Raw genomic sequence first — 24,235 nt, 5'->3', positions numbered from 1 at the left:
AAACAAGGGATAGAAAAATAAACCGATACAAATCGGCATTTTCTTTCGCTTGTCTCTGTCCTTTTACCTGAGAGATTATCCGCTATAGTAGCGGATTTGCTCCTTCGGTGCTCGTTTTCCTCCGCGCTCTATGAAAGCGAGAGGGAGTCTCTCCAGAGATTCGTCCCCATGCAGTTCTACTTGTAACCAAGACCTGAGAGTTTCAAAGCTGGTATAACAACTTTTTGCCCCGTCGGTAGATCAATAGACCTTCTCCTGAATGGTTCATCCGAATTATAAAATTTATAAACACATTGATTGTAAATCAATAAAAATATTATAGACATACAAATTGTGAATTGCAATCATTTTTTATTTTAAAATAGTAAATAGTTTTATTTTTTTGTAAGTCCTAATTTATCTTCAACTTCATTTAAAGTAGATAAAGCGATGACAATATGTTGATCCGCAAGTCCTAAAGCTTGTTTTGTTTTTTCAATAGTTTCATCGGTTGGAGTAGAGTTATTTGCTCCGTCTATAATTAAATTTGCTGCATTTTTCATGAAATTTGATGCGGATTTAAACTGAGTTGTGAACTGAAGTAGTTGTTTTTGTATATCTATATCTGTTATGTTTTCTTCAATTTTAAGCGTGTCTATTTCGTTCATAATTGTTTCGTACTGCTTGGAAACAGCACTCATTGTAACTAATAGTTTATTTCGATCTACTGAATCTCCATTCGTGTTAATCTCTTCCCAGGCAGGTAACCAATCTTTTTCGATGATGTCATTATAATGAGTAGTCAATTCATTAATTTTAGGTTGTAATTTAGTTTTGAAAGTTTTTGTCTCCGCTGTTTCTACAGTTGCTTTTTCGTGGTTATTTTTAACATTAGTAACGTAGAAAATTGTACCAAAAATGATGAAAATAGAAATAACAACTGTCCATTTAGTAAAAAGTAATTTCTGCAATATGTAACGCCTCCAAAATTTAAAAACTTATAATTATAATATATAATAATAATGTTGTTTTAAGTAGAGAAAATAGGTTAGAAATAATTAAAATTATTTCTTCTCTATACATAAATAATTAAAGTTAGTAAAATGATGAAAGTTATATGTGAGAAAAGAGGGTTTTTAGTGAAAATGAATAGAAGAAAACTAGTTTCAAGTATTTCAATGGCTATGTTATTAGTTGGTGTAATTGCATTCATATTTATGAATAAAGAATCTAAAATTAAAGGTTTTCCAGTACCAATGTCAGCAATTCATATTAACGATGATAAGGAAGAGGACTATCAATATATAAGTGTAATGCCGATTACAAAGGCGAGTGGATGGGAGAACTTAGGGGAAAACGGGCATACTGTTAGTTTTAAAAAAGGGGAGCGGAAGGTAACAGTAGTACATTATCCAGGAGACATTACGTATTATTTATTTGAGAAAAAGATGAATAAGGGAGATTAGCTAAAGATGTAATTCATTAAGAGTTACATCTTTTTTTATTCTGAATCATTTGAAATTAAATTCGATAGATGTTTTGATAGATGTAGTGATAAATATGATTAGTTCTATATGTCTATAAAGAGTATTAGGGTGATTATAAAAATATTATGTGAACTAATTATTGTGAGAAGAAGATAAATTATATGCTAAAGGGGGAATTAAAAATGCTACTAAAAACAATCTACTGTAAGGTGGAAGAAGAGAAAAAGGAATTGTTTTCAAATGCGCAAGGAAAATGGCGTGATATACGGCACCTAGATGGGTTTCATGGACAATTTGGTGGATGGTATGAAGATGAGGCATGTGTATTTACTTTATGGGAAGATAGAAGTGCATATCAATCATTTATGAATGGTGCTCACGATACAATTTATTTAAATAGTAATCAAGAGGATACGTTTCTTTCATGTGAAATTGAATTATTTCAAACGTTGTATGATATAACTGATACGCATTTGAAAGACGTTGTTACAGAAGGATCATTCGTAAGAGTTGCTATATGTGATGTAAAGATGGAAAAGGAAAATCATTTTTTACATAAGCAAGAAACAATTTGGAATAAAGGAATGGAAAAAGCAAAAGGAATGTTAGGTGGAGTAGTTGGGAAGTCTTTAAAAAATAAAAATCGTTACATAGTGTTAACGTATTGGAAAGATGAAAAGACGCATCAACATTATGTGGAAGAGATTTTCCCAGGTTTATATAAATTAGCTAATATTCATGAAGAGATAGAAGAGATAAAAGGAAAACAAGCTGTATGTAAGGAAGAATGGCTTGTATATTAAACGCTGAAAAAGTGCATAAATGAATGTATAATAAAGATATTTTCTTATAAACAAGTAATTAATAGAAGACGTTATATACCCTTTCATGTTAATATATTTAAGTTATAATAGGAGGCTTACCCTTTTGTATTGTACGGTAGAAGCAGTGTGAGCTTGAAATTTTTTTAGAAAAGGATGTGCCTAATTTGCGTATCAATAAATTTATTAGTGAAGCTGGAAAAGCGTCTCGACGTGGAGCGGATAAACTAATTAATGAGAGAAGAGTAATTATTAACGGTAAGGTTGCAAAAATTGGTGACCAAGTGAACCCAGGTGATGATGTACGAGTAAATGGAGAGCAGCTTCGAATTGCTCGAGATCACGTATATATCGCTTTAAATAAACCAGTAGGTATTACATGTACGAGTGAAAAATCAGTAAAAGGTAATATTATTGATTTAGTGAATCATCCTTTACGAATTAGTCACATTGGACGTCTTGATAAAGACTCTGACGGTTTAATTTTGTTAACGAATGATGGCGATATTGTTAATGAGATTTTACGTGCTGAAAACAAACATGAGAAAGAATATATCGTTTCAGTAGATAAGCCAATTACACCTGATTTCTTAGAGAAAATGGCAGCGGGTGTTAAAATTTTAGGAACAAAAACGCTTCCTTGTGAGATTACACAGTTATCAAAATATGAGTTCCAAATTATTTTAACACAAGGGCTAAATCGTCAAATTCGCCGTATGTGTGAAGCTTTAGGTTATCAAGTATACACGTTAAAACGTACGAGAATTATGAATATTGAATTGAATAATTTACCAGTTGGGCAGTGGAGAGATTTAACGAAGAAAGAGAAAAGACGTCTATTTGCAGACTTAAATTACGAACCACAAGATTGGTAAAATTGTGAAGTGAAACCAAAAAAATTTGGTTTCACTTTTTTAAATTAAATAAATAATTTTTTTAAACACTTGCAAAAATAAAATGAATAAGATATATTAAATAACAATAAATGGATGTTTTATAAAAAGCAAAGAAAAGGACACGAGTTATTTTACCCGGTTATACAGAGAAGGAAGGAAAGCTGAGAACTTCCTAACGCAGAAAAATAACTTACCACCTTAGAGCTGCACTAGGGAAATTAAGTATCTAGTGCCGTGTATGCGACGTTATCGCAAAAGAAGCCATTATGTTTTTTTGTGATGGGAATCTGGGTGGAACCACGGATATAAGCATATTCGTCCCTATATTTAGGGATGAATATGCTTTTTTGCATTCAATTTCATAATAAGCGAAGAAAAGGACACGAGTTATTTTACCCGGTTATACAGAGAAGGAAGGAAAGCTGAGAACTTCCTAACGCAGAAAAATAACTTACCACCTTAGAGCTGCACTGGGGAAATTAAGTATCTAGTGCCGTATAAACGACGTTACCGTAAAAGAAGCCATTGTTTGTTTACAATGGGAATCTGGGTGGAACCACGGGTAAAAGCACGCTCGTCCCTATTTTAGGGATGAGTGTGCTTTTTATTATGAAATGGAGAGATGAAAAATGAAAGAACAAATGATTGAAATTAAATTTCCAGATGGTAGCGTTAAAGAATTTGTAAATGGAGTTACTTTAGAAGAAATTGCTGGATCCATTAGCAGTAGTTTGAAAAAGAAAGCAGTTGCGGGGAAAGTAAATGATGGATTATATGATTTACGCCGAAATATTGAAGAAAATGCGGAAGTGGAAATCATTACTATAGATTCAAATGAAGGGGTAGAAATTGCAAGACACTCCGCGGCACATATTTTAGCGCAAGCTGTAAAAAGATTGTATGGTGATATAAATCTTGGAGTAGGACCTGTTATTGAAAATGGATTTTATTATGATATGGATCTTCCAAGTAGTGTAAACATAGAAGATTTACGAAAAATCGAAAAAGAAATGAAAAAGATCATAAATGAAAATATAAAGATAGAACGAGTTGAGGTTTCTCGAGAAGAAGCAGCTAAACTGTTTCAAGAAATGAACGACCGCTTGAAATTAGAACTTTTAGAAGCAATTCCTAGTGGGGAAAGTGTAACACTATATAAACAAGGTGAATTTGTAGATTTATGTAGAGGACCACATTTACCATCTACAGGTTATTTGAAAGCATTTCAATTAACTCACGTTTCCGGTGCATATTGGCGAGGTGATAGTAATAACCAAGTGCTTCAGCGCATATATGGTGTTGCATTCTCTTCTCAAAAAGAATTAGAAGAGTATTTACATTTCGTTGAAGAAGCAGCAAAAAGAAATCATCGTAAGTTAGGCAGTGAGCTTGAGTTATTTATGTTTTCTGAAGAGGCTCCGGGAATGCCGTTTTATTTACCGAAAGGACAAATGATTCGTAACGAATTGGAAGCATTTTTAAGAGAAATTCAAAAAGAGTATAAGTATCAAGAAGTACGCACTCCGTTCATGATGAACCAAGAAGTATGGGAGAGATCAGGGCACTGGGGACATTATAAAGATAATATGTATTTCTCTGAAGTAGATAATAAAAGTTTTGCATTAAAACCGATGAACTGCCCAGGGCACATGCTTATGTTTAAAAATAAATTGCATTCTTATCGTGAATTACCGATTCGTATGTGTGAATTTGGTCAAGTACATCGTCATGAATTTAGCGGTGCGTTAAACGGATTATTAAGAGTACGTACTTTCTGCCAAGATGATGCACATTTATTTGTAACTCCAAAACAAATTGAAGATGAAATTAAATCAGTAATGGCGCAAATTGATTACGTATATAAAACTTTTGGATTCGAATATGAAGTAGAGCTTTCTACTCGTCCAGAAGATTCAATGGGTGATGATAAATTATGGGAGCAAGCAGAAGCGGCATTAGAAAATGTATTACAATCGCTAAATTATAAATATAGACTAAATGAAGGTGACGGTGCATTTTACGGGCCGAAAATTGATTTTCATATTAAAGATGCTTTAAATAGAAGCCACCAGTGCGGAACAATCCAGCTTGATTTCCAAATGCCAGAGAAATTTGATTTAAATTATATAGATGAAAATAATGAAAAGAAAAGACCAGTTGTTATTCACAGGGCAGTTTTAGGGTCATTAGATCGCTTCTTAGCAATATTAATTGAGCACTTTGGAGGTGCGTTCCCAGCATGGGTGGCACCAGTTCAAGTGAAAGTAATTCCAGTTTCAAATGCAGTACATGAACAATATGCCAATGAGATTGCACATAAATTAGCACAAGCTGGAGTTCGTGTTGAACAAGATGCACGAGATGAAAAATTAGGATATAAAATAAGAGAAGCACAAATGCAAAAAGTACCGTATGTTCTTGTTATTGGTGATAAGGAAATGGAAAACGGAGCTGTAAATGTACGTAAATATGGGGAAGAGAAGTCAGAAGTTATTGCGCTAGATGTATTTGTGGCAACTATTGAAGAGGAAATAAAGAATAGAAAATATTGATTGTAAAGAAAACACACTATTAGCAATTAGTGTGTTTTCTTTTTTATCTTACAAAAATGTAAGGTAAATGTAAGCGAAATCGAGGGAACGAGTTGTAGAAAAATGAGAATATGAAGTAGGAAAAAGGTTCATGTTACAGGTGTAACTCTTCTTGAATGAATAATTAAAAAATTCTTAAGAATTCACATGACAAAATAATAAGAAATATGTGAGAAATTAATTTTATACAAAAGGGATGGAGTGAAAGAGATGTCAACAAATGTAGTTACTGTAGAAAGTGTAGAAAAAACGTATGGGAAAAGAAATGAGAATCAGTCAAAAGCATTAAGGGGTGTATCGTTAAGTATTAAAGAAGGAGAATTTGTCGGGATCATGGGACCTTCTGGGTCTGGAAAAACGACTTTACTTAATGTGATAAGTACACTTGACCAAGCGACAGGTGGTAGTGTGACGATAGCTGGTACAAATATTACTTCTATGAAGGGCAATGCATTATCTGATTTTCGCTCTCAAAAATTAGGTTTCATTTTTCAAGATTTTAATCTTCTAGAAAACTTATCAATTTATGAAAATATAGCTTTACCACTTTCTTTGCAAGGCGTACCGTCAAGTGAGATTACTGGAAAGGTAAATGACGTTGCGAAGAAATTAGGCATCACCGAAATTTTAACAAAATATCCGACGGCTGTTTCTGGAGGACAAAAGCAAAGAACAGCGGCGGCAAGAGCTTTAGTACATAATCCAGCAATTGTATTAGCAGATGAACCGACAGGTGCGCTTGATAGTAAAAACGCAAAAAGTTTATTAGAAGCGATGCAAGATTTACATGAAAATCACAATGTAAGTATTTTGATGGTTACACACGATGCATTTAGTGCAAGTTATTGTGAGCGTATTTTATTTATTCAAGATGGTCTTCTTTATAAAGAATTAAACCGTCAAGGTACTCGAGAGAATTTCTATCAAGACATTTTAGGTGTGCTCGCTCATATGGGCTCAGCTGCTGAGTCTAAGTAGGGGGTGAAACTATGTTATTTAAATTATCACGTCATAGTATGAAAAAGATGTTAAAAGATTATATGGTTTTACTTATTGGCCTCGTTATTAGTATTAGTATTTTCTACATGTTCCAAACGATGGCGATGAATAGTGAATTTACAAAAGATAATAGTCTAATTAGTAGTATAAGGCTCGTCTTCTGGGTAGGTGCAATACTATTATCCTTCATTACTGTATTTTATATTATATATGCCAACTCTTTCTTGCTCACATTAAGAAGAAAAGAACTCGGTATGTACATGATGCTTGGTGCAAAAAAGAAAAAAGTAGCACAGTTATTATTTATTGAAACATTCGGTATGGGTATTGTCAGTATTATTATCGGTATTTTAGTAGGGATGTTACTCGCAAGTGTAGCAGGGAACTTTTTAATGAATGGAATGGAAATTTCAGCAAAAGGTAGTTACGCATCTGTATACACACCAGCAATTTTAGTTACAGCTATTTTCTTCTTAATATTATTTTTCATTACTGGCATAATGAACAGTGTCCGATTGTTACGAAAAACTGAACTAGAGTTAATTCGTGAAGATGAAACACTAGATGAAGTGAAGAAAAGTAAAACTCGCATTATTATAATGACAGTACTTGGTGTATTACTAGTAAGTACAGGGTACTATTTTATGATCAATGTAAAAATTTATGCTGAATTAGGTTTTATTATAGCAACCATCGTTACAACACTTGGAACATATTTTATCTTTAGTTCATTACTCCCATTTTTTGTGATGAAAATTAAGGGGAATAAAAAACGAAATGAAACTGGTCTAAATAGTTTTACATATGCACAGCTACGCTTTCGAGTAAATAGTTTATCGAGAGTATTAGGTACTGTAGCAATGTTAATTGCATTAGGCGCAGGTGCGATGACGGCAGGTATGGCGTTCCAAAAAAATGTAGGTATTATGACAGACTTTTCTCGTGTATATGATGTTGTAATTCATGATCCGAATGATCAAGATAAAGCTGCCTTAAAAGAAATGGAAATTGTTGAAGAAAGCAAGTACAAATATAAAGTAGATGGAGAAGCGGTTTATTATTTACGTAACGACTTAACTGCGAAACCACCACTTGTTTCAGACCATTTTGATACAAAAACTTTAAAAGAGCCTATTCGTAAACGTGTGACTGAACCTTTAACTGAACCTGTATATTCAGCTTTAGAGGCTCCTGAATTAGCAAAATTCCCTCAAATGCCAAAGGATTGGGAAGACGCAGTTGTAAGAGAGATACAAATTACGCATAATCAATTTAGCGGAAAACCAGTAAGGATTGCAGACGAAGAGCATTATAAAGGGATTCAAGGAACAGAACATACTGTAACATTAGCAAAAGTAGATGATATGAAAAAATATAAACCGTTATTGATCGAAATAGACAAGAGACAAAAAGAACAAATTGAAAAAGCAACAGGTGAAAAGGTAGACTTATTTACGAAAATGACAATTTATCAGTTTATGAACAGCTTCATGAGCGGAACAATGTTTATGGGATTTTTCCTCGGAATTGCCTTTTTAGCAATGATGGCAAGTTCCCTTATGTTCAAAATATTAACAGGTGCTTCTCGCGACGTACGCCGTTATGAAATGTTACGAAAAATTGGTGTGAGACGCAGTATGTTAACGAAAAGTATATATAAAGAAATTTCATATTTATTTATCTTCCCAGCGATCATTGGCATTTCCCACGTATTAGTAGGGCTTAACTTATTCAGCTTTATATTAGTTGACCCGTTTGTAAAAGTATGGGTGCCAATAGGAATCTTCTTTGTCATTTATTTCATTTATTACTGGATAACTGTTCAACTTTATAAAGGTATGGTAATGCCGAAAGAAGAGGTAGCTAAATAGTTTATGAAAAGAGTCCTTGTGTTGAAAGCAAGGGCTCTTTTCTATGTGTTTTTATAAAAATGTGTATGCGAGATGTTTTCAAATCTTTCTGTAATGAATATAACTTGTTAGACGTAATTCGTTATAACGTTGGATTATCACATTCTCAAACTGTCTTATTAGAAAAGGATTTAAAAAATCCATTGCCTACTAAGCTTCATTCCATGCAGCAAAAACATATTTTGATAAGATAGAAGCAGATCAAAAACAATTTATTACTTTTGAGAAATCAGCTCATTATCCACAATTTGAAGAGAAAGAAAAATTCTATAAGTGGATGTGCGATACATTCATAAAATAAAGTATATCCGAACTTTAGAGAATTGAAATAGTTAGCGAGATGTATAAAGATTTTTAGATGCATAGTATTACATAGTATTAACTGAAGCGAAATTAAATAAAAAGACTCTTGATAAAAAATAAGAGTCTTAAGTACAACCAACTATGAATGACTTTTCTTTTTATAAAGAGATACAAAAATAAAAAAAGATAGCTGAAGACAAATTGTTTTCAGCTATCTTTTTTCGTTTAAAGTGGAGGTAAATCAATCTTACCTTCTTCAAATAATTCTTTTATCATATGCTTCGTATAACCAGCGGCTTGACCAAATGTGATTTTTGCTGGCATTGGTGCTTCGTTAGCATCTACAACTACATCAATAATACACGGTTTATTTTGTTTTACTGCATTTTCGAAAGCGGGAAGGAGTTCATCTAAATTCTCAACACGGTATCCAATACCTCCACACGCCTCTGCATATTTTGCAAAATCAGGGTTCGTTAAATCTGTTTCGAATTCGATATTACCCATGACTTCTTGCTCGAATTTAATCATCGCAATTTTATTATTGTTTAATACGACGACAACGATTGGTAATTTATATTTTACAGCTGTTACGAAGTCATTCATCGTCATTCCAAATCCGCCATCACCACAAACTGCAAATACTTGTTTATCTGGGAATGCAATTTTTCCAGCAAGAGCACCAGGTAAACCGCAACCAAGTGTTGCGAGCCAGCTAGAAATGACAAATTGCTGGTTTGTCATACGGAAGTGTCTTGCGGTCCATACTGTTACATTTCCGACATCAACTGATAGAATTGCGTCATCATGTGCTACTTGCTGCAGAGCATGCATAACGCGTTGTGGTTTAATTGGAATGGAAGAGTCTTCTTCTTGCTCGTGTAATTTTTCTTCCCACTTTTTCATCATTTCTTGGTGCTGTTCTAAGAAGGAATGGTCTGTGTGTTCTTCAACATTTTCAATTAACCATCGTAATGTTTTATCAGCATCACCAGCTAAACCAATATCTGTCGCATAACGTTTCCCGATTTGGGCAGGATCTGTATCGATATGAATTGTTTTTGCTTTTTCAGGTAAGAAGCCGGTGAACGGATAAGAAGTACCGACCATAATTAAAGTATCTGCATGCTTCATTGCTTCATAAGAAGGTTTCGTTCCAATTAATCCCAATCCACCAATACAAAGAGGGTGTTCATCAGGAATAATTCCTTTAGCTGGTAATGTAAGTACGATTGGAGCACCAATTTGTTCTGCCAATGCAAGTAAAGATTCTCTCGCATGTTTTGTTCCTTTTCCAGCTAAAATCACAGGCTTTTTCGCTTCATTTATTGCGAGTTTCGCTGCATCTAAATCTTCTTTTTGTGGAAACAACTCAGGCAAAGTAAAAGAAGTATTTGTAACACGGGCACCATTTTTCACTTCAAATTTCGGAACATCATCTGGAATAGTAAGAACGGATACACCTTTTTTCGTATAAGCCATTCGAATTGCTTGATTCACTACGGCAGGTAGTTGCTCTGCTGACATAATACGCTGGTTATAAACCGCAACATCATCAAACATTCTTTCTAAATTTACTTCTTGGAAAAAGTCCGTTCCAAGTAAATCGGTTTCTACTTGACCTGAAATTGCTAGAACAGGGGCTTTATCGAGTTTCGCATCATATAAACCATTTAATAAATGAATAGCACCAGGTCCTGCAATTGCCATACAAACGCCAAGTTTTCCTGTTAATTTCGCATAGGCAGCCGCTGCTAATGCACCAGCTTCTTCATGGCGAACTTGAATAAATTTAATTTTATCTTGTTTTTTTCTTAAAGCTTCAATGATAGAATTAATGGAATCTCCAGGCATACCGTATATGTGCTCTACTCCCCAATCAATTAATAAATCAACTAATGCTTCACCTGCTGTTTTCCCAAACATAATTGTTCCTCCTTATAATAGGTAGATAACATTATGTTTTGAATAAAAAGGAAAAATATACAAGTAAGAAATTTATCTAGTTATTTGTAATCCAAGAATCAGTGTGGGAGGAACAAAAGTTTCACTTTAGCAACTTTAATGATGACCAGCGAATAAAGTGAACACTGTTATTAGTAAAAAACCACTAGTTGCCCACATTAGAAATGTAAGGAAAGAGAGCTGTTTCTTAGCTTTCCAAAGCATTTCATGAATTGTGACATATCCAAGTGAACCGATAGCACTTCCCATAATGAGGCCTTGCAGGTGAAGAGCTTTTCCTTCCATCAAAATGCCAAAAACTGTGCCAGTACCGAGAATAAGAGAAAGTAATAAAGTCGTTAATAAAAAGGAAATATATTTATGTTTTGTAAAAAGAAATGGAATAATTAAAGCTAATCCTTCTGGAATATGGTGAACGACGATTGCTATTAAAAAGGGAATGGCAGAGTCATTATGATTTATAAAAGCTGTACCTAACGCAAATCCACTCGGTATATTATGAATAAATATAGCGAAAGAGAGAAAAAGGAAGGTTTGCCATGCTTGTTGATCTTTTTTATGTATCATTGGATGGTGACAATAGTTATCTAATAAGCTCATAACTAAAATACCGATAGCTATACCAAGTATAGGCCCAACCATTTCGTAGCTTGAAAATGTTTCAGGAATAATTTCAAGGGATAAAAGCCCAAGTAAAATACCACCACATAATGCGTATAAACGATGCATCTTTTCTTCAATAAGTTGGCGTGTTGCTACTCCAACAGCACCTCCTAATAGTAATCCACCGAACGAAAAAAATGTTACAATCATTGGAATCCATAAACGTTCCATAGTATCACACTCCGATTCTATTCCCTTATTTTTAGCTTACGAAAAGGAAAGTTAGATTAGTCCAAGTAATTGTGTTTGATTATAGAGAAAAAAGTAGTGATTCGTTATAATTTATATATTAATTTTAAGTGAGAAAATGAAAAGGGGAATTGGTTATGCAACAAATTAAAAAAATAGGAAACTCATTTTGGTATATGACACCTGTTTCTGAAACAGATAGACCTATCTTAGGAATGGTCGTTGGACAAGAAAAAACGTTAATGATTGATGCAGGAAATTCAGAAGAACATGCACAATTATTTTTAGAAATGTTAAAAGAACAAAATGTATCGAATCCTGATTTTGTAGCATTAACGCATTGGCATTGGGATCATATTTTTGGATTATCTGTATTACAGAATGCATTAACTATTTCGCAGGCTGAAACGAAAAAAGAAATGCAGGCAATAGTATCTTATGAATGGACAGATGAAGCGTTGGACGCACGCGTAAAAGAGGGTACTGAAATTGCATTTTGTGCGGATTGTATTAAGAAAGAGTTTGAAGAAAAAGCGAGAAATATTAACATTATTCCTCCAACCTTAACGTTCCAGGATCAAATGGAATTAGACCTTGGTGAAGTGACATGCGTGTTAAAACATGTGGGCGGAGATCATGCGCATGATTCAGTTGTTATGTATATAAAAGAAGAAAAGATATTGTTTGTAGGAGATTGTATATATGCAGATATTTTTTCTTCAAAGTGGAACTATACGACGAAAAGAACGTTTAAATTGATAGATGAATTAGAGAAATTTGATGCTGAGACATATATTCTTTCTCATGGGGCAGCTATAAATCGAGACGAGTTTTTACAAGAAATTCATTTGCTAAAAACAGTAGGAACATATACAGAAGCTCATAAAGGCGATGAAGAGAAGATAAAGGCAGCGTATAAACAAGAGCTAGATAGAGAATTAAATGCAGATGAGTTAGAAACAATAACGTATTTTGTCAATGGTTATGAAATGAATAATCTGTAAGACACTACATTAATCAAATATAATTAAATTGCACAAAAAGAGTATTGAAATTTAATTCAATACTCTTTTAAATATTAAGTTCCAAGCAATTTCTAAATTTTTTGGCTGGTTCATCATCTGGATTTACACCACTTTCAAAACTGGTAGTGAAAGGTAACCACTGCCAATCTTCGCATCCTACAAAAGCTACCCTTGACCAATTCTCAATGAATTCAATGAAATTATTCGCAATCTTATACCCATGTCCTTCTCCATCGTCGTGGCTTAGGTAAATTATCGGAGCATCTATATCATCTTTCATATCAAATGCTAAATAATCTCCATTTCCCACTTCACAAAATGCTAATTTGTTGTGCCAAACTACATCATATTCATCATCTAGATTTGAAAAAAACTCGTCAACCAAGTCTTTACGTTCTTTTTCGAATTCAGAAAGACTTTCTAAACTCCAGTGGGGTGTTCCGCAAAAAATATCAGTAAATTCATTTGGTAGCTCTACATCATCAGGTAAAAACCAGCGTAAGCTAAAATTTCCTGAGAACTCTAAAAGTACTTTTTTGAAGCTATTTGGTAGTTTAATACCCAGTTTTTCTTCTACTTGGATTATTTGTTCAAGGGAAGATGGTTCATCTATACAAACTTCTTGAACTTCACCACCTATGTATTTAATTCTAGAAGTTATAATTTCTATTCGTTCTTTTAGTAACTCATAATCCATCTTATCACCTCATGTTATATTAATTAAAGTATATCATTCTTAATAAATTTTTTCGTGTTATTGAGGTTTTAAGTAGCAGCTTTCTTTGCTAATTCAGTAATATATTCAAAGAAAACATCATGTTTTACATCATAAACGACATTTACAGGTCGTCCATCAGTAGTTTCTTCTGTACGTCCTTGGCTTGGTCCGTATGTATGAACGATACTATTAATCGTTTCAGTTTTTGCAAGGCTAGTGTTTCCGACAAAAGCGGTAGTTAGTACATCCCATAAATAGTAAGTAGAGTTCGTTGAGAAGTGAACGAGAGGAGGGACCATTGCATAGCATTGACCAAGGAAATCCATACCAATATACTTTCGCTCTTTTGCCCACTGTTCACGTATGTTTATAGTTAACGGAACTTGGTTTGTACTTTCTAGTGTCACTAAGTCGATTTTAATTTTTGCATCCCATACACGAGCTACTGCTTCAGGATCCCAAAACGAATTCCACTCAGCTGTTCCATCATGCTCTGGTTCATGTACATTGCCAGCTTTAAGAAATGTACCACCCATCCAAACGAGGCGTTCAATTTTATCTTCGATTATGGGAGCTTCATATAATGCACGAGCAAGGTCAGTTAGGGGCCCAGTAAATAATAAAGTTGTTTTTCCTTCCGTTTGTAGAAGCGTTTCTATTAAATGATGATGCGCGGGTTTTGCCACCACGGGTGTTACAACTTTTCCAGACTCATTTAAAATTGGTAGAGCATCTACATAAAATGCATGCATCCGCCAGTCTTTCGGAAACGGGTTTTGCCCGCGAGAGTTTGAAGCGGCTACGGCAATATTACCTTTGCCGAAGCGATCGATAATTTTACGACTGGCAGACATTGCGGGTTCTAAATAGCAGTCTGCTGGGATAACAGATACCCCCGTAAGTTCAATGTTTTCCATTTGAAGTAATAAAAATAATGAAATTAAATCATCTACGCCGCCATCATGATTGAAGTACACTTTTTTCTTCATTGTAATCTCCATCCTATATGATTTAGTTAGAAATTAAATATGAATTGAGGAAAAGTCATCAATAATTTCCACCACTTCAATTTCTCCATTAATCAGTAGCTCAGGAAGATCATTTCTAATATTTCCTTTCCAATACTCTCTAGCTTGTTCGATTTTTTGAGAAAAAGGAATTCCATCTTCTTTCGGTAAAAGATTCCCGTCACCTTCAAAAGAATTTCCAATCACTCGTAGTTTAACAATCTGTAAAACTTCTCGATTGTAAGAATCAAATAATGTTTTCCATTTTAAAGCATCTTCATAGCTTTTTGAAGCGTATAAACAAGATAACCTGGAAGGGTATTCAGGGAATTCTTGTAGTCTAACCATTTCTACAATTGTTTCTCTAACTGCTCTAATTGTTTGATCCATATAACTCATAACTACTTTAGTATTTTCATTATTTATATGTAATTCGTTATTTTTATAGTGTTTATTTAAAATTTGTATGCCATCTTCACCACTAGCATTTAATTGTTCTCTTTCAAAAAAGAAGTGATATAGAGTATTGTGTTGATTTTTGTTAAAAAGAATGATTTGTCCGATATGCATTTTTTTCCTTGTTACGATGTGATATGCGTAAAATTCTGCTTCATTCATGGTTATCCTCCTAGTAATAGTGTAATGCAATGTTAAATTTAGTAATTCAACATTGCGATATATATAACCTCTATAAGTAAAAGTGAGAATTTGAGTAGAAAGGAAAAAATGAAAACGTTTTAAATTTATTCACAAAATGTTCACTTACGAAGAGGTTTCCAATGTCGATATAATGACAAAGACTCAAAGAGAAAGGATGATGAAATTTGCCAACAACAAGAAAGGAAAAACTCCAATTTGGCATGATGATGTGCCTTGGGATGGTTATCGTAATGACGTTTTACAATTTACTAATGAATGAAACAGGAGGACCAATTTATATTAAAGAGATTGCATTAGAACTATTAATTGGCTTTATTATTGCACTATTAATTGAAATATGTATCGTTGGACCTTGTGCGAAAAAAATTGTATTCATATTGCCATTTGATAAATCTAAAAAAATAAATATTATCGTTGCAATGGCGACAACTATGGTAATTGGAATGGTGTTCTTTATGTCATTTTTCGGTATGGCTATGATGTATTTACATGGTGGACTACAAGGAGATTCATTTGTTTCCATTTATTTTTCGATTTTTATTAAAAATTTCATAATGGCATATCCATTACAATTAATTATTATGGGACCGCTTGTACGTTTCTTATTTACAAAGTTTGTTATGAAAAAGAAATATTTTAATGTAGCGTAATTTAAATTTATAAAACTTTATATATAAATAATAAACATAAACACACCCCGCATTTTTGAGGTGTGTTTTTTTGTTCATTCCAAGTTGTTTTCATAGTGATGTGACATTTGTCCTTTTGCCATTATAGGATGATGGTTTTTAATTAAGTCAGAAATAAAGGATGAGGAGATGATTTTTTGAAAGGTATTATATTTGCTGTTTTTGCGGGGATATTTATAACACTTCAAGGAACCTTTAATGCGAAACTTAGTTCACATATCGGTATATGGTCGACGAGTATTATAACCCATTTAATTGGATTCATTATTGTAACAACTGTATTTTTGTTAAAGAAAGAAGAGAAAATAACGAATTTAAAGAGTGTGAAAAAAATATATTTAGCAGCGGGTGCATTTGGTGGATTCATTATTTGTGCAGAAACTATGGCGATATATGCACTAGGAGTTACATTGACAGCTGGCACACTTATGGTTGCTCAATTGTTAACGGCAACAGTTATTGAAATGAAAGGACTATTTCATATAAAAAAGATACAGATGGAGAGATATCATATTGTGGGAACAATAATAATGATTATAGGTATTGTTGTATTTAATATGTAAATGAAAGGAGAAATGAATATGGAGGATAGATCAGGTTTAATTACGCATTATTTGAAAACCAATAAAACGCTCGAGATTTTTTCAGAAATAGATACAGCTTATTTTCAATTAAATCACTTTGAAAAAGGCGAGCTTATTTGCAATATAGATGACGAAATGGATCGTTTATATTTTGTTGTTAAAGGTAAAGTAAAAGTTTACACGATTACACCTGAAGGGAAGAAACTAATCCTTCGCTTTATCAATCCATTGGCCATTGTTGGTGATATTGAATTAATTCAAAATAGCAAAGCACATAATATCGTTGAGGCTTGTTCAGATGTTGTAGCAATCTCTATTTCTAATACGGTTATTAGAAACAAGTTATTACATGATCCTATATTTATGAAGTTCTTGCTTGAAAACATTGCGAACACGTTAAAAATATCGACTCGTTTTACTGCTCTTAATTTACTTTATCCTGTAGAAGTACGTGTAGCTAGTTATTTGCTTTCAATTTCAACAGATAGTAACGGGAATATGTATAAAGGGGATTTGGATGCAACTTCAGTAACGAGTATTGCAGATTTTATAGGGGTAAGTTATAGGCACGTAATTCGGGTATTACAAAGATTTTATAATGAAAAACTAATTAAAAAGAGTAATGGAGTTATTGTAATTAAAGATTTTTCTAGAATGAAGGAAGTCGCTAAAGATAATATATATGAGCAATGAAAGGGAGAGGAAGATTTTGATTGGATTTAGTTTAGCTATATTAGCAGGAATATTAATTAGCGTACAATCTGTTTTTAATGCAAAAGTAAATGAAAATGTAGGACAGTGGTTAATAACTACATGTGTCCTTGGGATAGGTCTCATTAGCTCTATTCTATTTTATATCATTACAGAAAACAGTATTAGCATTAAAGTGTATACTGCAAATTATTTGTTTTATGTAAGTGGACTGTTTGGTATCGGGTTAATTATTTGTATAATGGGTGCAATAAAGAGTCTAGGTCCAGCATATACGGTGCTAATTAGTCTTATTACTCAATTGGTTGTTGCGTTATGCATTGATACATTTGGATTATTTGGAATGGAGAGCATTCCATTACAAATAAATAAATTAGTTGGTATAGGTTTATTAATTGTGGGAGTAGGAATTTTTAAAAATCTATTTTTGAATAAGAAAGCTATTCATATAAATGAGGATAGTGTCTAAAGGATATAAAGGGGAAAAGTGTGAATGGTCAGAACTTATACATTTAGATAGTAATAAGTGAGCGATGAGGAGAGAGGATAAATGAATCAGTTAATGTTGCAAGATGGTGTACATGATTTGGAAATCGGTGAGATTCAACATTTTAGCTCCTACGTAAAGTGCATGCAAGATTTTATCCCGCTATTTGTCGGGCAGTAAGACCCCTACCTCAAAATTCAGCGAAAGCAAAGAAGTTAGGTGGGGTTCGGGCTGCCGTAAAAGCTCGATTGGTGAGGGCTAATAATCAGTGGGGGATGAGCAAAGCCCCCACTGATTAAATTTTCACTTCACAATTATGTTTCTGCCTTTGATTTTATTGAAATTAACATTTATAACCTAAGTATAAATGTATTGAGCTCTTCTTTACTTATTATTTTTTGAACCGTAAATGAACAAACTTCAACATTTTTATTAAGTTTACAATTCTCATCATTATACGCGTACTACCGTCCCAATCTTTATTTGTAGGTATATCTTTAAAGAAAGGGGAGCAGCTTAATACTTTTATTGTAGAGGACCATTTTTCTATTAATTTTGGATTGTTTACGTAAAAATACATCATAGCACCATTATTACCGGATTTCTTTACAGTAGCATTCGAAAGATTCAGTGCGAACTTTGATTCAGCGTCAAAATATAATTCTCCTCCAGGGAAACGTTTTGACATAGCGACTACGATCTTTTTTAAATCTTCTTCTTTAAAGTAATAAAACACACCTGCTGATATAAAAAGAATACCGTCGTTTGAATTATATTTTATATCGTCAAACCAAGAAGTATCAAATAGTGATTTAGCAATGCTAATATTTCTAGGCGTATCTTCAATTAAAGTTTTGCGAAAAGAGATTGCATCGGGCAAATCAAGGTTGTACCAATGTATTGTACCGTTATCGATTCTTGAAAAAGTAGTGTCTAGTCCGGAACCGATGTTTACAATAGTAGCATTCGGGTGTTTTATTATAAATTGTTTTATCGTATCGTCAATTTTTCGTGCACGGGTAATGTATGTGATACATCCGTATTCGCCAAATATATTTGCTATTGTTGAGAAGTCAAAATTACATTCTTTAATAATTCGAATAGCCTCTATATCATCTAAAATATCCTTATTTTTCTCACTGCCATATGCTCTTCCCCATAAGGGAATAAGCATCGTACCTTGCACGGATTGTAAATCTAATTCTTTAGCCATGAAACATCCTCCGTTTAGTAATAAACAATATATTTAGTCGTTATTTAACATTTTTGAGAGCATTGTATTTGTTTTATATAGTCCATAAGTTAAATCCCGCCTATCTTCTTCAGATAACTTTTCGAGGTTTACTGTGAAATTATTATATATTTGTTTCCATCTCTCATAATGTACTTTTTCAGCTTTTTCTGTCAGAGAGATTAATATAGCTCTTTTGTCTACCATATCTTTCTTTTTTATGATGTATCCGTTTTGTTCTAAGTTACGTACTGTTACACTTAATTGTTGTTTAGGGATGTTTAAATAACTAGCAATCATTTTTAAATTTACAGGCACCTTTTGCTGGGCGATATACTCTACTACATGTTGTTCTAAATGTGTAAATTCTGAGGATTTCTCCGATAGTAATTTAAAAGTACCTGACATATTTAATAATAAATTCATGTATTCGTTTAATAATTCGTTTTGGTTCATTGTTTTTGATTCCTTTATGAGTTTAGTTATTATTTTATTACTAAATTCAATATAAATCAATTAAAATTACTCTTTATAGTAAATGAATGTTTACTAATAACTGTTTTTTGAATTTATGTGGACTGAATTATGAGGATGCGAGAAGTGGTTTTAGGGAACGAGAATATAACCGAATATAAAATATTACTAAACGTATATAACTAATGAATACAATGTCTTTTTCAGTTATTAAGTTGTAAATCATTTTATGATAAAATCTTTTACATAATTTAATAAAGGGGTAGTATTTAATGGGTTATTTCTCAAATGGTTTATTAGTTTTGTTTGTGCTTATCGTATGTAGTTGTATAATTTTTGGTTGATAATATAATGAGAGTCTTATATAAAAGAAGTTATCTTAAGTGAGATAACTTCTTTTTATTTTATATTGAGAAGGAATTCTATCTTTCTTATTGAAGTTTGTTCTAGTTATTTTTACATCGATCAGATTTGTGTAAAGGGAATTTTATGAAATATAAACAAGCTAGAGAATAGGGAGTGTTTACATGGAAAATAGTATACGCTACACAAGTGAACACCCTACAGATTTTAATGGATTATTATCCTTATACGAATCTTTAGGATGGAATTCTCTTAAATTAACGGTTAACGAGTTAGAACGAATGTGTAAGCAAAGTTGGTATGCAATTTATGTTTTTGATGATAAGAGGTTAGTAGGGATGGGGCGTGTCATATCAGATGGAGTCATAACAGGCATTATTTGTGGAGTTGGTGTATTGCCAAAATATCAGTCTAGTGGCATCGGAAAAGAAATAGTGAAACGATTAATCCAGCACTGTGAACAAAACAAGGTTATTCCACAACTTATGTGTGTAGAAAAATTGCAATCTTACTATGAATCTATAGGGTTTGAAGCATTCTCTATTGGGATGACAAAACATATTATAAGATAGAGGTGCTTTATCCTGCTATTTGTCGGGTAGTAAAACCCCACGGATTAAAGTTTCACTTTATATTTTCAGTTTACTTGTACATATTTTCAAACTTCAACATAAAGGAGAATGGCTGTATGGAGATTGCTAAAGGAGTAGAAATGTTACAACTTGAATTTCAAGAATTTGTTATTCATCCAATTCTTTTATGGAATGATGAAATGGCAGTATTAATAGATACGGGTTTCCCAGGACAAATTGAAGATATACAAGTAAAGATGGAAAAGGTTGGGGTATCATTTGATAAGTTAAAAGTCGTGATTTTGACGCATCAGGATATTGATCATATAGGTAGTCTGCCAGAATTGTTGCAGCGCTGTCGAAGTAATATTAAAGTTTATGCGCACGAACTAGATAAGCCATATATCGAGGGGGATTTACCTTTATTGAAGGACGGAAATGTAGAGAACCGCCCAAAAGGAAAAGTGAGTGATACTGTGATTGACGGGCAAGAACTTCCGTATTGTGGTGGAATACTAATTCTTCATACTCCAGGGCATACTCCGGGTCATATTAGTTTATATTTGAAACAAAGCAAAATTCTTATTGCAGGAGACTCTATGTATAGTGTGAATGGGATGTTAGGAGGAATTCACGCCCCAACAACTATAAATATTAAGGAAGCAAAGCAGTCTTTGAAGAAGTATTTAAATTTACATATTGAATCTGTAGTTTGTTACCATGGGGGATTAAGTAAGGAGAATATAAATGTTCAACTTCAAAATTTGTAAAGTTAAAATGGAGTTTTTTGTTAAGTGACGTTGAAGTATAATCTGATTATTAGTATATAAATAAATTATAAAAGAGCATGTTTGAAAAAATTAAACATGCTCTTTTATTAAAGTAAATCAGTTTAATATGAATGACCTAACCCATTCCAATAAAAAGAAACGATTTCTTGTGCTAATTCATCTATATTTGCCAGAATAGGATTGTGATTTTCATCTTTAAAATTCCCAATTGATAATAAAGATACGAAAGCATGAGCCGCAAATTTAGCGTTTCCTTTCGGAATTTCTCCGATGTGCATCGCATTATCGAGTGCTTTTTCTAGTACTTCATACATATTATCTTCAGCATTTTTTAATTGTTTCAATTGTTCTTCAGATAACGACAGTTTTGCATCTTTCATAAAATTTTTCATATCAATATCCATCGTTGCGTGTAAGTAAACTTTAGCGAAGTCTAATAATCTTTCTTCTAAAGTTTTGTTTGTAGAGAGTATTTGAGACATATTCTCACGTATACGTACCATCATTTCGATCATAGTAGCGGTAAATAAATCGGCTTTTGTTGAATAGTAATAGTAGACAGTTGCTTTCGTAACACCACAAACTTTTGCAACCTCATCCATAGAAACGACTTGATAATTTTGTGTAAGAAATAAGCGGGTTGCTACTTCTAAAATGGTTTCTTTTGTAGATTTTGTATTTTTATTTTGACGCGGCCTTCCGAGAGGACGTTGTTTTTGTTCCAAATACATTCGCTCCTGACATTTATGATTGAGATAATTATAACATAATTTTCAATCATTCTTGATTAATTAACCGACCAGTATATATAATTAATAATGGAGGAAAAAAGGAAGGTGGGTTTTTATGAAAAAGCACCCGTTACATATGTTAGGGAGGCTTGTAGCAGGGAAAAATATGCAATGGATCACTTTATCGGTGTGGGTTCTTATTACATTATTACTTTCATTTACGTTACCACAAGTAAACAGTACGAAAGAACCGAATCCAAAAAATTTACCTGAAACAGCTATGTCACAGCAAGCGGAAGCGCTTATGAAAAAAGAGTTTCCGAATAATGCAGGGAATCCGTTGTTAGTAGTATGGTATAGAGATGGTGGATTACAGTCACAGGATTATAAACTCATACAAGACGTTTATAAAGAGTTAAAAGCTAGTCCTTTAAAAGAACAATCAACGTTACCGCCATTTGATACAATTCCAGAGCAAGTATTATCAAAAAGTGCATCAAAAGATGGTACATCATTTGTTACACCAGTATTCTTTAATAAATCTGCTGGTACGGATATATTAAAAGGAAATCTGGAAGAGTTTAGAAAAATAGTGAATAGTAAGGTGGATGAAGATCCATTTAAACAAAAAATAAGTGAATCTGGTTTACATGTTCGATTATCTGGGCCTGTAGGTATTCAAACGGATGCAGTTAGTTTATTTAGTCAAGCAGATGTGAAATTGTTAGTGGCTACTGTATTATTAGTCTTGGTCCTATTAATTTTGCTTTACCGTTCGCCAATTTTAGCAATTTTACCTATACTTGTTGTTGGCTTTGCATACGGTATCATTAGTCCTACACTCGGTTTTTTAGCTGATCACGGATGGATTAAAGTAGATGCCCAAGCGATATCAATTATGACAGTATTATTGTTTGGTGCTGGAACGGACTATTGTCTATTTTTAATTTCGAGATATAGAGAGTACTTGTTAGAAGAAGAAAGTAAATATAAAGCATTACAACTTGCGATTAAAGCTTCTGGCGGTGCAATAATAATGAGTGCGTTAACTGTTGTACTTGGATTAGGGACATTATTACTTGCTCATTATGGTGCCTTTCATCGATTTGCAGTACCATTTAGTGTTGCTGTATTTATAATGGGAATCGCGGCTTTAACGATTTTACCAGCACTATTATTAATTTTCGGTAGGATTGCATTTTTCCCGTTTATACCGAGAACAACTTCAATGAATGAGGAGTTTGCAAGAAAGAAAAAGAGGGCTGTAAAAGTTGAAAAATCAAAAGGCTCCTTTAGTAAAAAACTTGGAGATGTAGTAGTACGAAGACCGTGGACAATAATTATGCTAACTGTGTTTGTATTAGGTGGATTGGCTTCGTTCGTACCACGTATTCAATACACATATGACTTATTAGAATCGTTTCCAAAGGATATGCCTTCTCGTGAAGGGTTTACGTTAATTAGTGATCATTTCTCAGCTGGTGAACTAGCACCAGTAAAAGTGGTTGTTGATACGAAAGGAAAAGAGCTTCCTATTAAACAAGAACTAGAGAAATTTTCTTTCATAAATACAGTGAAAGAGCCAAAAGAGGGAAAAGAAAATAAGCAAATACAAATGTATGAAGTTTCTTTAGCGGAAAATCCATACTCAATTGAAGCGTTAGATCAAATTCCTAAATTGAAAAGTAATGTAGAAAAAGTATTAAAAGATGCTGGGATTAGTAATGCTGAAGAGCAATTGTGGATTGGTGGAGAAACAGCTTCATTATATGATACAAAGCAAATTACTGAACGTGATGAATCAGTAATTATTCCAGTAATGATTAGCATTATCGCTTTACTATTACTTGTCTACTTACGATCGGTTGTTGCGATGATTTATTTAATTGTAACTGTCGTTTTATCATTCTTCTCAGCGTTAGGAGCAGGATGGATATTGCTTCATTACGGTATGGGAGCGCCGGCCATTCAAGGTGCGATACCGTTGTACGCATTCGTATTTTTAGTTGCTTTAGGTGAAGATTATAATATCTTTATGGTTTCAGAAATATGGAAAAACAGAAAGACACAAAATCACTTGGATGCAGTAAAAAATGGTGTAATACAAACAGGTAGTGTTATTACATCGGCAGGTTTAATTTTAGCAGGAACTTTTGCAGTGTTAGGTACACTTCCAATTCAAGTATTAGTTCAATTTGGTATTGTAACTGCAATTGGCGTATTACTAGATACGTTTATCGTAAGACCGTTACTTGTACCCGCAATTACAGTTGTGTTAGGCCGATTTGCTTTTTGGCCAGGTAAACTTTCAAGAAAGAGTGAAGAAATACAAAAGGTGGATGCATAGTTAAAAAAGCCAAGGGTATTTTCCTTGGCTTTTTTCAATGTA

Annotated in this window: 23 protein-coding genes, 1 pseudogene, 1 riboswitch and 2 other annotated features; of the genes and pseudogenes, 15 read left to right on the top strand and 9 right to left on the bottom strand. The window is 33.2% G+C overall.

The genetic code is table 11. The features are described 5' to 3' along the window. Positions 1-45: 45 nt before the first annotated feature. A riboswitch (glycine riboswitch) is annotated at positions 46-166 on the bottom strand. Between the two features lie 208 nt (positions 167-374). After that, complete coding sequence (locus QCI79_RS01165; RefSeq protein WP_001170884.1) at positions 375-950, bottom strand: hypothetical protein; 576 nt, start codon at positions 948-950, stop codon at positions 375-377. Between the two features lie 132 nt (positions 951-1,082). Between QCI79_RS01165 and QCI79_RS01160 the strand changes: the two genes are divergently transcribed. The 7 genes and pseudogenes from QCI79_RS01160 to QCI79_RS01130 form a co-directional block, all read left to right on the top strand. Further along, positions 1,083-1,445 carry a hypothetical protein gene (locus tag QCI79_RS01160; RefSeq protein ID WP_002061304.1) on the top strand — a complete coding sequence of 121 codons (363 nt, stop codon included), beginning with the start codon at positions 1,083-1,085 and terminating at the stop codon, positions 1,443-1,445. Between the two features lie 203 nt (positions 1,446-1,648). Beyond that, positions 1,649-2,269, top strand: coding sequence for a YdbC family protein (locus QCI79_RS01155; protein ID WP_000925166.1), 621 nt, complete (start codon positions 1,649-1,651; stop codon positions 2,267-2,269). Positions 2,270-2,454: 185 nt separating this feature from the next. Then, complete coding sequence (rluF, locus tag QCI79_RS01150) at positions 2,455-3,162, top strand: 23S rRNA pseudouridine(2604) synthase RluF (RefSeq protein WP_001222170.1); 708 nt, start codon at positions 2,455-2,457, stop codon at positions 3,160-3,162. 122 nt (positions 3,163-3,284) lie between these two features. Next, positions 3,285-3,509, top strand: a binding site (T-box leader). Positions 3,510-3,545: 36 nt separating this feature from the next. Further along, positions 3,546-3,768 (top strand) — a binding site (T-box leader). Positions 3,769-3,812: 44 nt separating this feature from the next. Beyond that, complete coding sequence (thrS, locus tag QCI79_RS01145) at positions 3,813-5,735, top strand: threonine--tRNA ligase (protein ID WP_000663093.1); 1,923 nt, start codon at positions 3,813-3,815, stop codon at positions 5,733-5,735. A 249-nt stretch (positions 5,736-5,984) separates the two neighbouring features. Beyond that, on the top strand, positions 5,985-6,752 hold the full coding sequence (locus tag QCI79_RS01140) for an ABC transporter ATP-binding protein (protein ID WP_000106426.1): 768 nt from the start codon (positions 5,985-5,987) through the stop codon (positions 6,750-6,752). 11 nt (positions 6,753-6,763) lie between these two features. Then, positions 6,764-8,644: an FtsX-like permease family protein gene (locus QCI79_RS01135; protein ID WP_000897847.1), complete on the top strand. Its 1,881-nt coding sequence runs from the start codon at positions 6,764-6,766 to the stop codon at positions 8,642-8,644. Between the two features lie 92 nt (positions 8,645-8,736). After that, positions 8,737-8,984 (top strand): annotated as a pseudogene (locus tag QCI79_RS01130) (hypothetical protein); the annotation flags it as partial. Between the two features lie 227 nt (positions 8,985-9,211). Here QCI79_RS01130 and QCI79_RS01125 read toward each other — a convergent pair. Together QCI79_RS01125 and QCI79_RS01120 are read right to left on the bottom strand one after the other, a co-directional pair. Then, positions 9,212-10,912 (bottom strand): pyruvate oxidase, encoded by a 1,701-nt coding sequence (locus QCI79_RS01125; protein ID WP_000467240.1) that lies wholly within the window; start codon positions 10,910-10,912, stop codon positions 9,212-9,214. Between the two features lie 135 nt (positions 10,913-11,047). Continuing rightward, positions 11,048-11,785: a ZIP family metal transporter gene (locus QCI79_RS01120; RefSeq protein WP_000440632.1), complete on the bottom strand. Its 738-nt coding sequence runs from the start codon at positions 11,783-11,785 to the stop codon at positions 11,048-11,050. A gap of 155 nt (positions 11,786-11,940) precedes the next feature. Here QCI79_RS01120 and QCI79_RS01115 point away from each other — a divergent pair, with 155 nt between their 5' ends. Next, positions 11,941-12,807: an MBL fold metallo-hydrolase gene (locus QCI79_RS01115; protein ID WP_001186121.1), complete on the top strand. Its 867-nt coding sequence runs from the start codon at positions 11,941-11,943 to the stop codon at positions 12,805-12,807. Positions 12,808-12,874: 67 nt separating this feature from the next. On the opposite strand, the gene QCI79_RS01110 is transcribed toward QCI79_RS01115, so the two are convergent. The 3 genes from QCI79_RS01110 to QCI79_RS01100 form a co-directional block, all read right to left on the bottom strand. Then, complete coding sequence (locus QCI79_RS01110) at positions 12,875-13,525, bottom strand: SMI1/KNR4 family protein (protein WP_000384350.1); 651 nt, start codon at positions 13,523-13,525, stop codon at positions 12,875-12,877. Positions 13,526-13,593: 68 nt separating this feature from the next. Continuing rightward, on the bottom strand, positions 13,594-14,547 hold the full coding sequence (locus QCI79_RS01105; protein WP_003284231.1) for a nucleoside hydrolase: 954 nt from the start codon (positions 14,545-14,547) through the stop codon (positions 13,594-13,596). 21 nt (positions 14,548-14,568) lie between these two features. Next, positions 14,569-15,171, bottom strand: coding sequence for a DUF2441 domain-containing protein (locus QCI79_RS01100; RefSeq protein WP_001001044.1), 603 nt, complete (start codon positions 15,169-15,171; stop codon positions 14,569-14,571). Positions 15,172-15,377: 206 nt separating this feature from the next. Between QCI79_RS01100 and QCI79_RS01095 the strand changes: the two genes are divergently transcribed. From QCI79_RS01095 to QCI79_RS01080, 4 genes are all read left to right on the top strand, one after another. Next, the gene (locus QCI79_RS01095; protein ID WP_001143394.1) at positions 15,378-15,863 is read left to right on the top strand and encodes a DUF2798 domain-containing protein; all 486 of its coding nucleotides are present in this window, start codon (positions 15,378-15,380) and stop codon (positions 15,861-15,863) included. Positions 15,864-16,039: 176 nt separating this feature from the next. Beyond that, entirely contained in the window at positions 16,040-16,465 is a 426-nt protein-coding gene (locus QCI79_RS01090) for a DMT family transporter (RefSeq protein WP_000676018.1), read from the top strand. A gap of 18 nt (positions 16,466-16,483) precedes the next feature. Continuing rightward, positions 16,484-17,179, top strand: a complete 696-nt coding sequence (locus tag QCI79_RS01085; RefSeq protein WP_000390194.1) for a Crp/Fnr family transcriptional regulator — start codon at positions 16,484-16,486, stop codon at positions 17,177-17,179. Between the two features lie 16 nt (positions 17,180-17,195). Next, entirely contained in the window at positions 17,196-17,666 is a 471-nt protein-coding gene (locus tag QCI79_RS01080; protein ID WP_000579021.1) for a DMT family transporter, read from the top strand. 409 nt (positions 17,667-18,075) lie between these two features. Here the strand turns inward: QCI79_RS01080 and QCI79_RS01075 are convergent, their stop codons facing one another. Together QCI79_RS01075 and QCI79_RS01070 are read right to left on the bottom strand one after the other, a co-directional pair. Continuing rightward, the gene (locus tag QCI79_RS01075; protein ID WP_001040747.1) at positions 18,076-18,897 is read right to left on the bottom strand and encodes a class I SAM-dependent methyltransferase; all 822 of its coding nucleotides are present in this window, start codon (positions 18,895-18,897) and stop codon (positions 18,076-18,078) included. Positions 18,898-18,930: 33 nt separating this feature from the next. Continuing rightward, positions 18,931-19,371, bottom strand: a complete 441-nt coding sequence (locus tag QCI79_RS01070) for a MarR family winged helix-turn-helix transcriptional regulator (RefSeq protein WP_001072998.1) — start codon at positions 19,369-19,371, stop codon at positions 18,931-18,933. Positions 19,372-19,916: 545 nt separating this feature from the next. On the opposite strand from QCI79_RS01070, the gene QCI79_RS01065 reads away from it, so the two are divergent. Then, positions 19,917-20,324 (top strand): GNAT family N-acetyltransferase, encoded by a 408-nt coding sequence (locus QCI79_RS01065; protein WP_000431735.1) that lies wholly within the window; start codon positions 19,917-19,919, stop codon positions 20,322-20,324. Between the two features lie 116 nt (positions 20,325-20,440). After that, positions 20,441-21,094 carry an MBL fold metallo-hydrolase gene (locus QCI79_RS01060; protein ID WP_000401504.1) on the top strand — a complete coding sequence of 218 codons (654 nt, stop codon included), beginning with the start codon at positions 20,441-20,443 and terminating at the stop codon, positions 21,092-21,094. 122 nt (positions 21,095-21,216) lie between these two features. Here QCI79_RS01060 and QCI79_RS01055 read toward each other — a convergent pair whose 3' ends face one another. After that, the gene (locus tag QCI79_RS01055; RefSeq protein ID WP_000436025.1) at positions 21,217-21,840 is read right to left on the bottom strand and encodes a TetR/AcrR family transcriptional regulator; all 624 of its coding nucleotides are present in this window, start codon (positions 21,838-21,840) and stop codon (positions 21,217-21,219) included. A gap of 121 nt (positions 21,841-21,961) precedes the next feature. Between QCI79_RS01055 and QCI79_RS01050 the strand changes: the two genes are divergently transcribed. Next, positions 21,962-24,193 (top strand): MMPL family transporter, encoded by a 2,232-nt coding sequence (locus tag QCI79_RS01050; RefSeq protein WP_000716542.1) that lies wholly within the window; start codon positions 21,962-21,964, stop codon positions 24,191-24,193. The last annotated feature ends 42 nt before the right edge of the window (positions 24,194-24,235 follow it).

Source organism: Bacillus cereus group sp. MG1, assembly GCF_040460035.1.
GTDB classification, from domain to species: Bacteria; Bacillota; Bacilli; order Bacillales; family Bacillaceae_G; genus Bacillus_A; species Bacillus_A cereus.
The sequence above is the reverse complement of the archived record's forward strand: the minus strand, read 5'-3'. Positions and strand labels throughout refer to the sequence as shown.

What these genes read in the sequence shown, in the direction of transcription:
- QCI79_RS01160 (WP_002061304.1), top strand. Translation starts at nt 1,083, where the DNA reads ATGATGAAAGTTATATGTGAGAAAAGAGGGTTTTTAGTGAAAATGAAT.
- QCI79_RS01110 (WP_000384350.1), bottom strand. Translation starts at nt 13,525, where the DNA reads ATGGATTATGAGTTACTAAAAGAACGAATAGAAATTATAACTTCTAGA.
- QCI79_RS01125 (WP_000467240.1), bottom strand. Translation starts at nt 10,912, where the DNA reads ATGTTTGGGAAAACAGCAGGTGAAGCATTAGTTGATTTATTAATTGAT.
- QCI79_RS01100 (WP_001001044.1), bottom strand. Translation starts at nt 15,171, where the DNA reads ATGAATGAAGCAGAATTTTACGCATATCACATCGTAACAAGGAAAAAA.
- QCI79_RS01120 (WP_000440632.1), bottom strand. Translation starts at nt 11,785, where the DNA reads ATGGAACGTTTATGGATTCCAATGATTGTAACATTTTTTTCGTTCGGT.
- QCI79_RS01105 (WP_003284231.1), bottom strand. Translation starts at nt 14,547, where the DNA reads ATGGAGATTACAATGAAGAAAAAAGTGTACTTCAATCATGATGGCGGC.
- QCI79_RS01085 (WP_000390194.1), top strand. Translation starts at nt 16,484, where the DNA reads ATGGAGGATAGATCAGGTTTAATTACGCATTATTTGAAAACCAATAAA.
- QCI79_RS01070 (WP_001072998.1), bottom strand. Translation starts at nt 19,371, where the DNA reads ATGAACCAAAACGAATTATTAAACGAATACATGAATTTATTATTAAAT.
- QCI79_RS01155 (WP_000925166.1), top strand. Translation starts at nt 1,649, where the DNA reads ATGCTACTAAAAACAATCTACTGTAAGGTGGAAGAAGAGAAAAAGGAA.
- QCI79_RS01115 (WP_001186121.1), top strand. Translation starts at nt 11,941, where the DNA reads ATGCAACAAATTAAAAAAATAGGAAACTCATTTTGGTATATGACACCT.
- QCI79_RS01065 (WP_000431735.1), top strand. Translation starts at nt 19,917, where the DNA reads ATGGAAAATAGTATACGCTACACAAGTGAACACCCTACAGATTTTAAT.
- QCI79_RS01060 (WP_000401504.1), top strand. Translation starts at nt 20,441, where the DNA reads ATGGAGATTGCTAAAGGAGTAGAAATGTTACAACTTGAATTTCAAGAA.
- QCI79_RS01075 (WP_001040747.1), bottom strand. Translation starts at nt 18,897, where the DNA reads ATGGCTAAAGAATTAGATTTACAATCCGTGCAAGGTACGATGCTTATT.
- thrS (WP_000663093.1), top strand. Translation starts at nt 3,813, where the DNA reads ATGAAAGAACAAATGATTGAAATTAAATTTCCAGATGGTAGCGTTAAA.
- QCI79_RS01050 (WP_000716542.1), top strand. Translation starts at nt 21,962, where the DNA reads ATGAAAAAGCACCCGTTACATATGTTAGGGAGGCTTGTAGCAGGGAAA.
- QCI79_RS01140 (WP_000106426.1), top strand. Translation starts at nt 5,985, where the DNA reads ATGTCAACAAATGTAGTTACTGTAGAAAGTGTAGAAAAAACGTATGGG.
- QCI79_RS01135 (WP_000897847.1), top strand. Translation starts at nt 6,764, where the DNA reads ATGTTATTTAAATTATCACGTCATAGTATGAAAAAGATGTTAAAAGAT.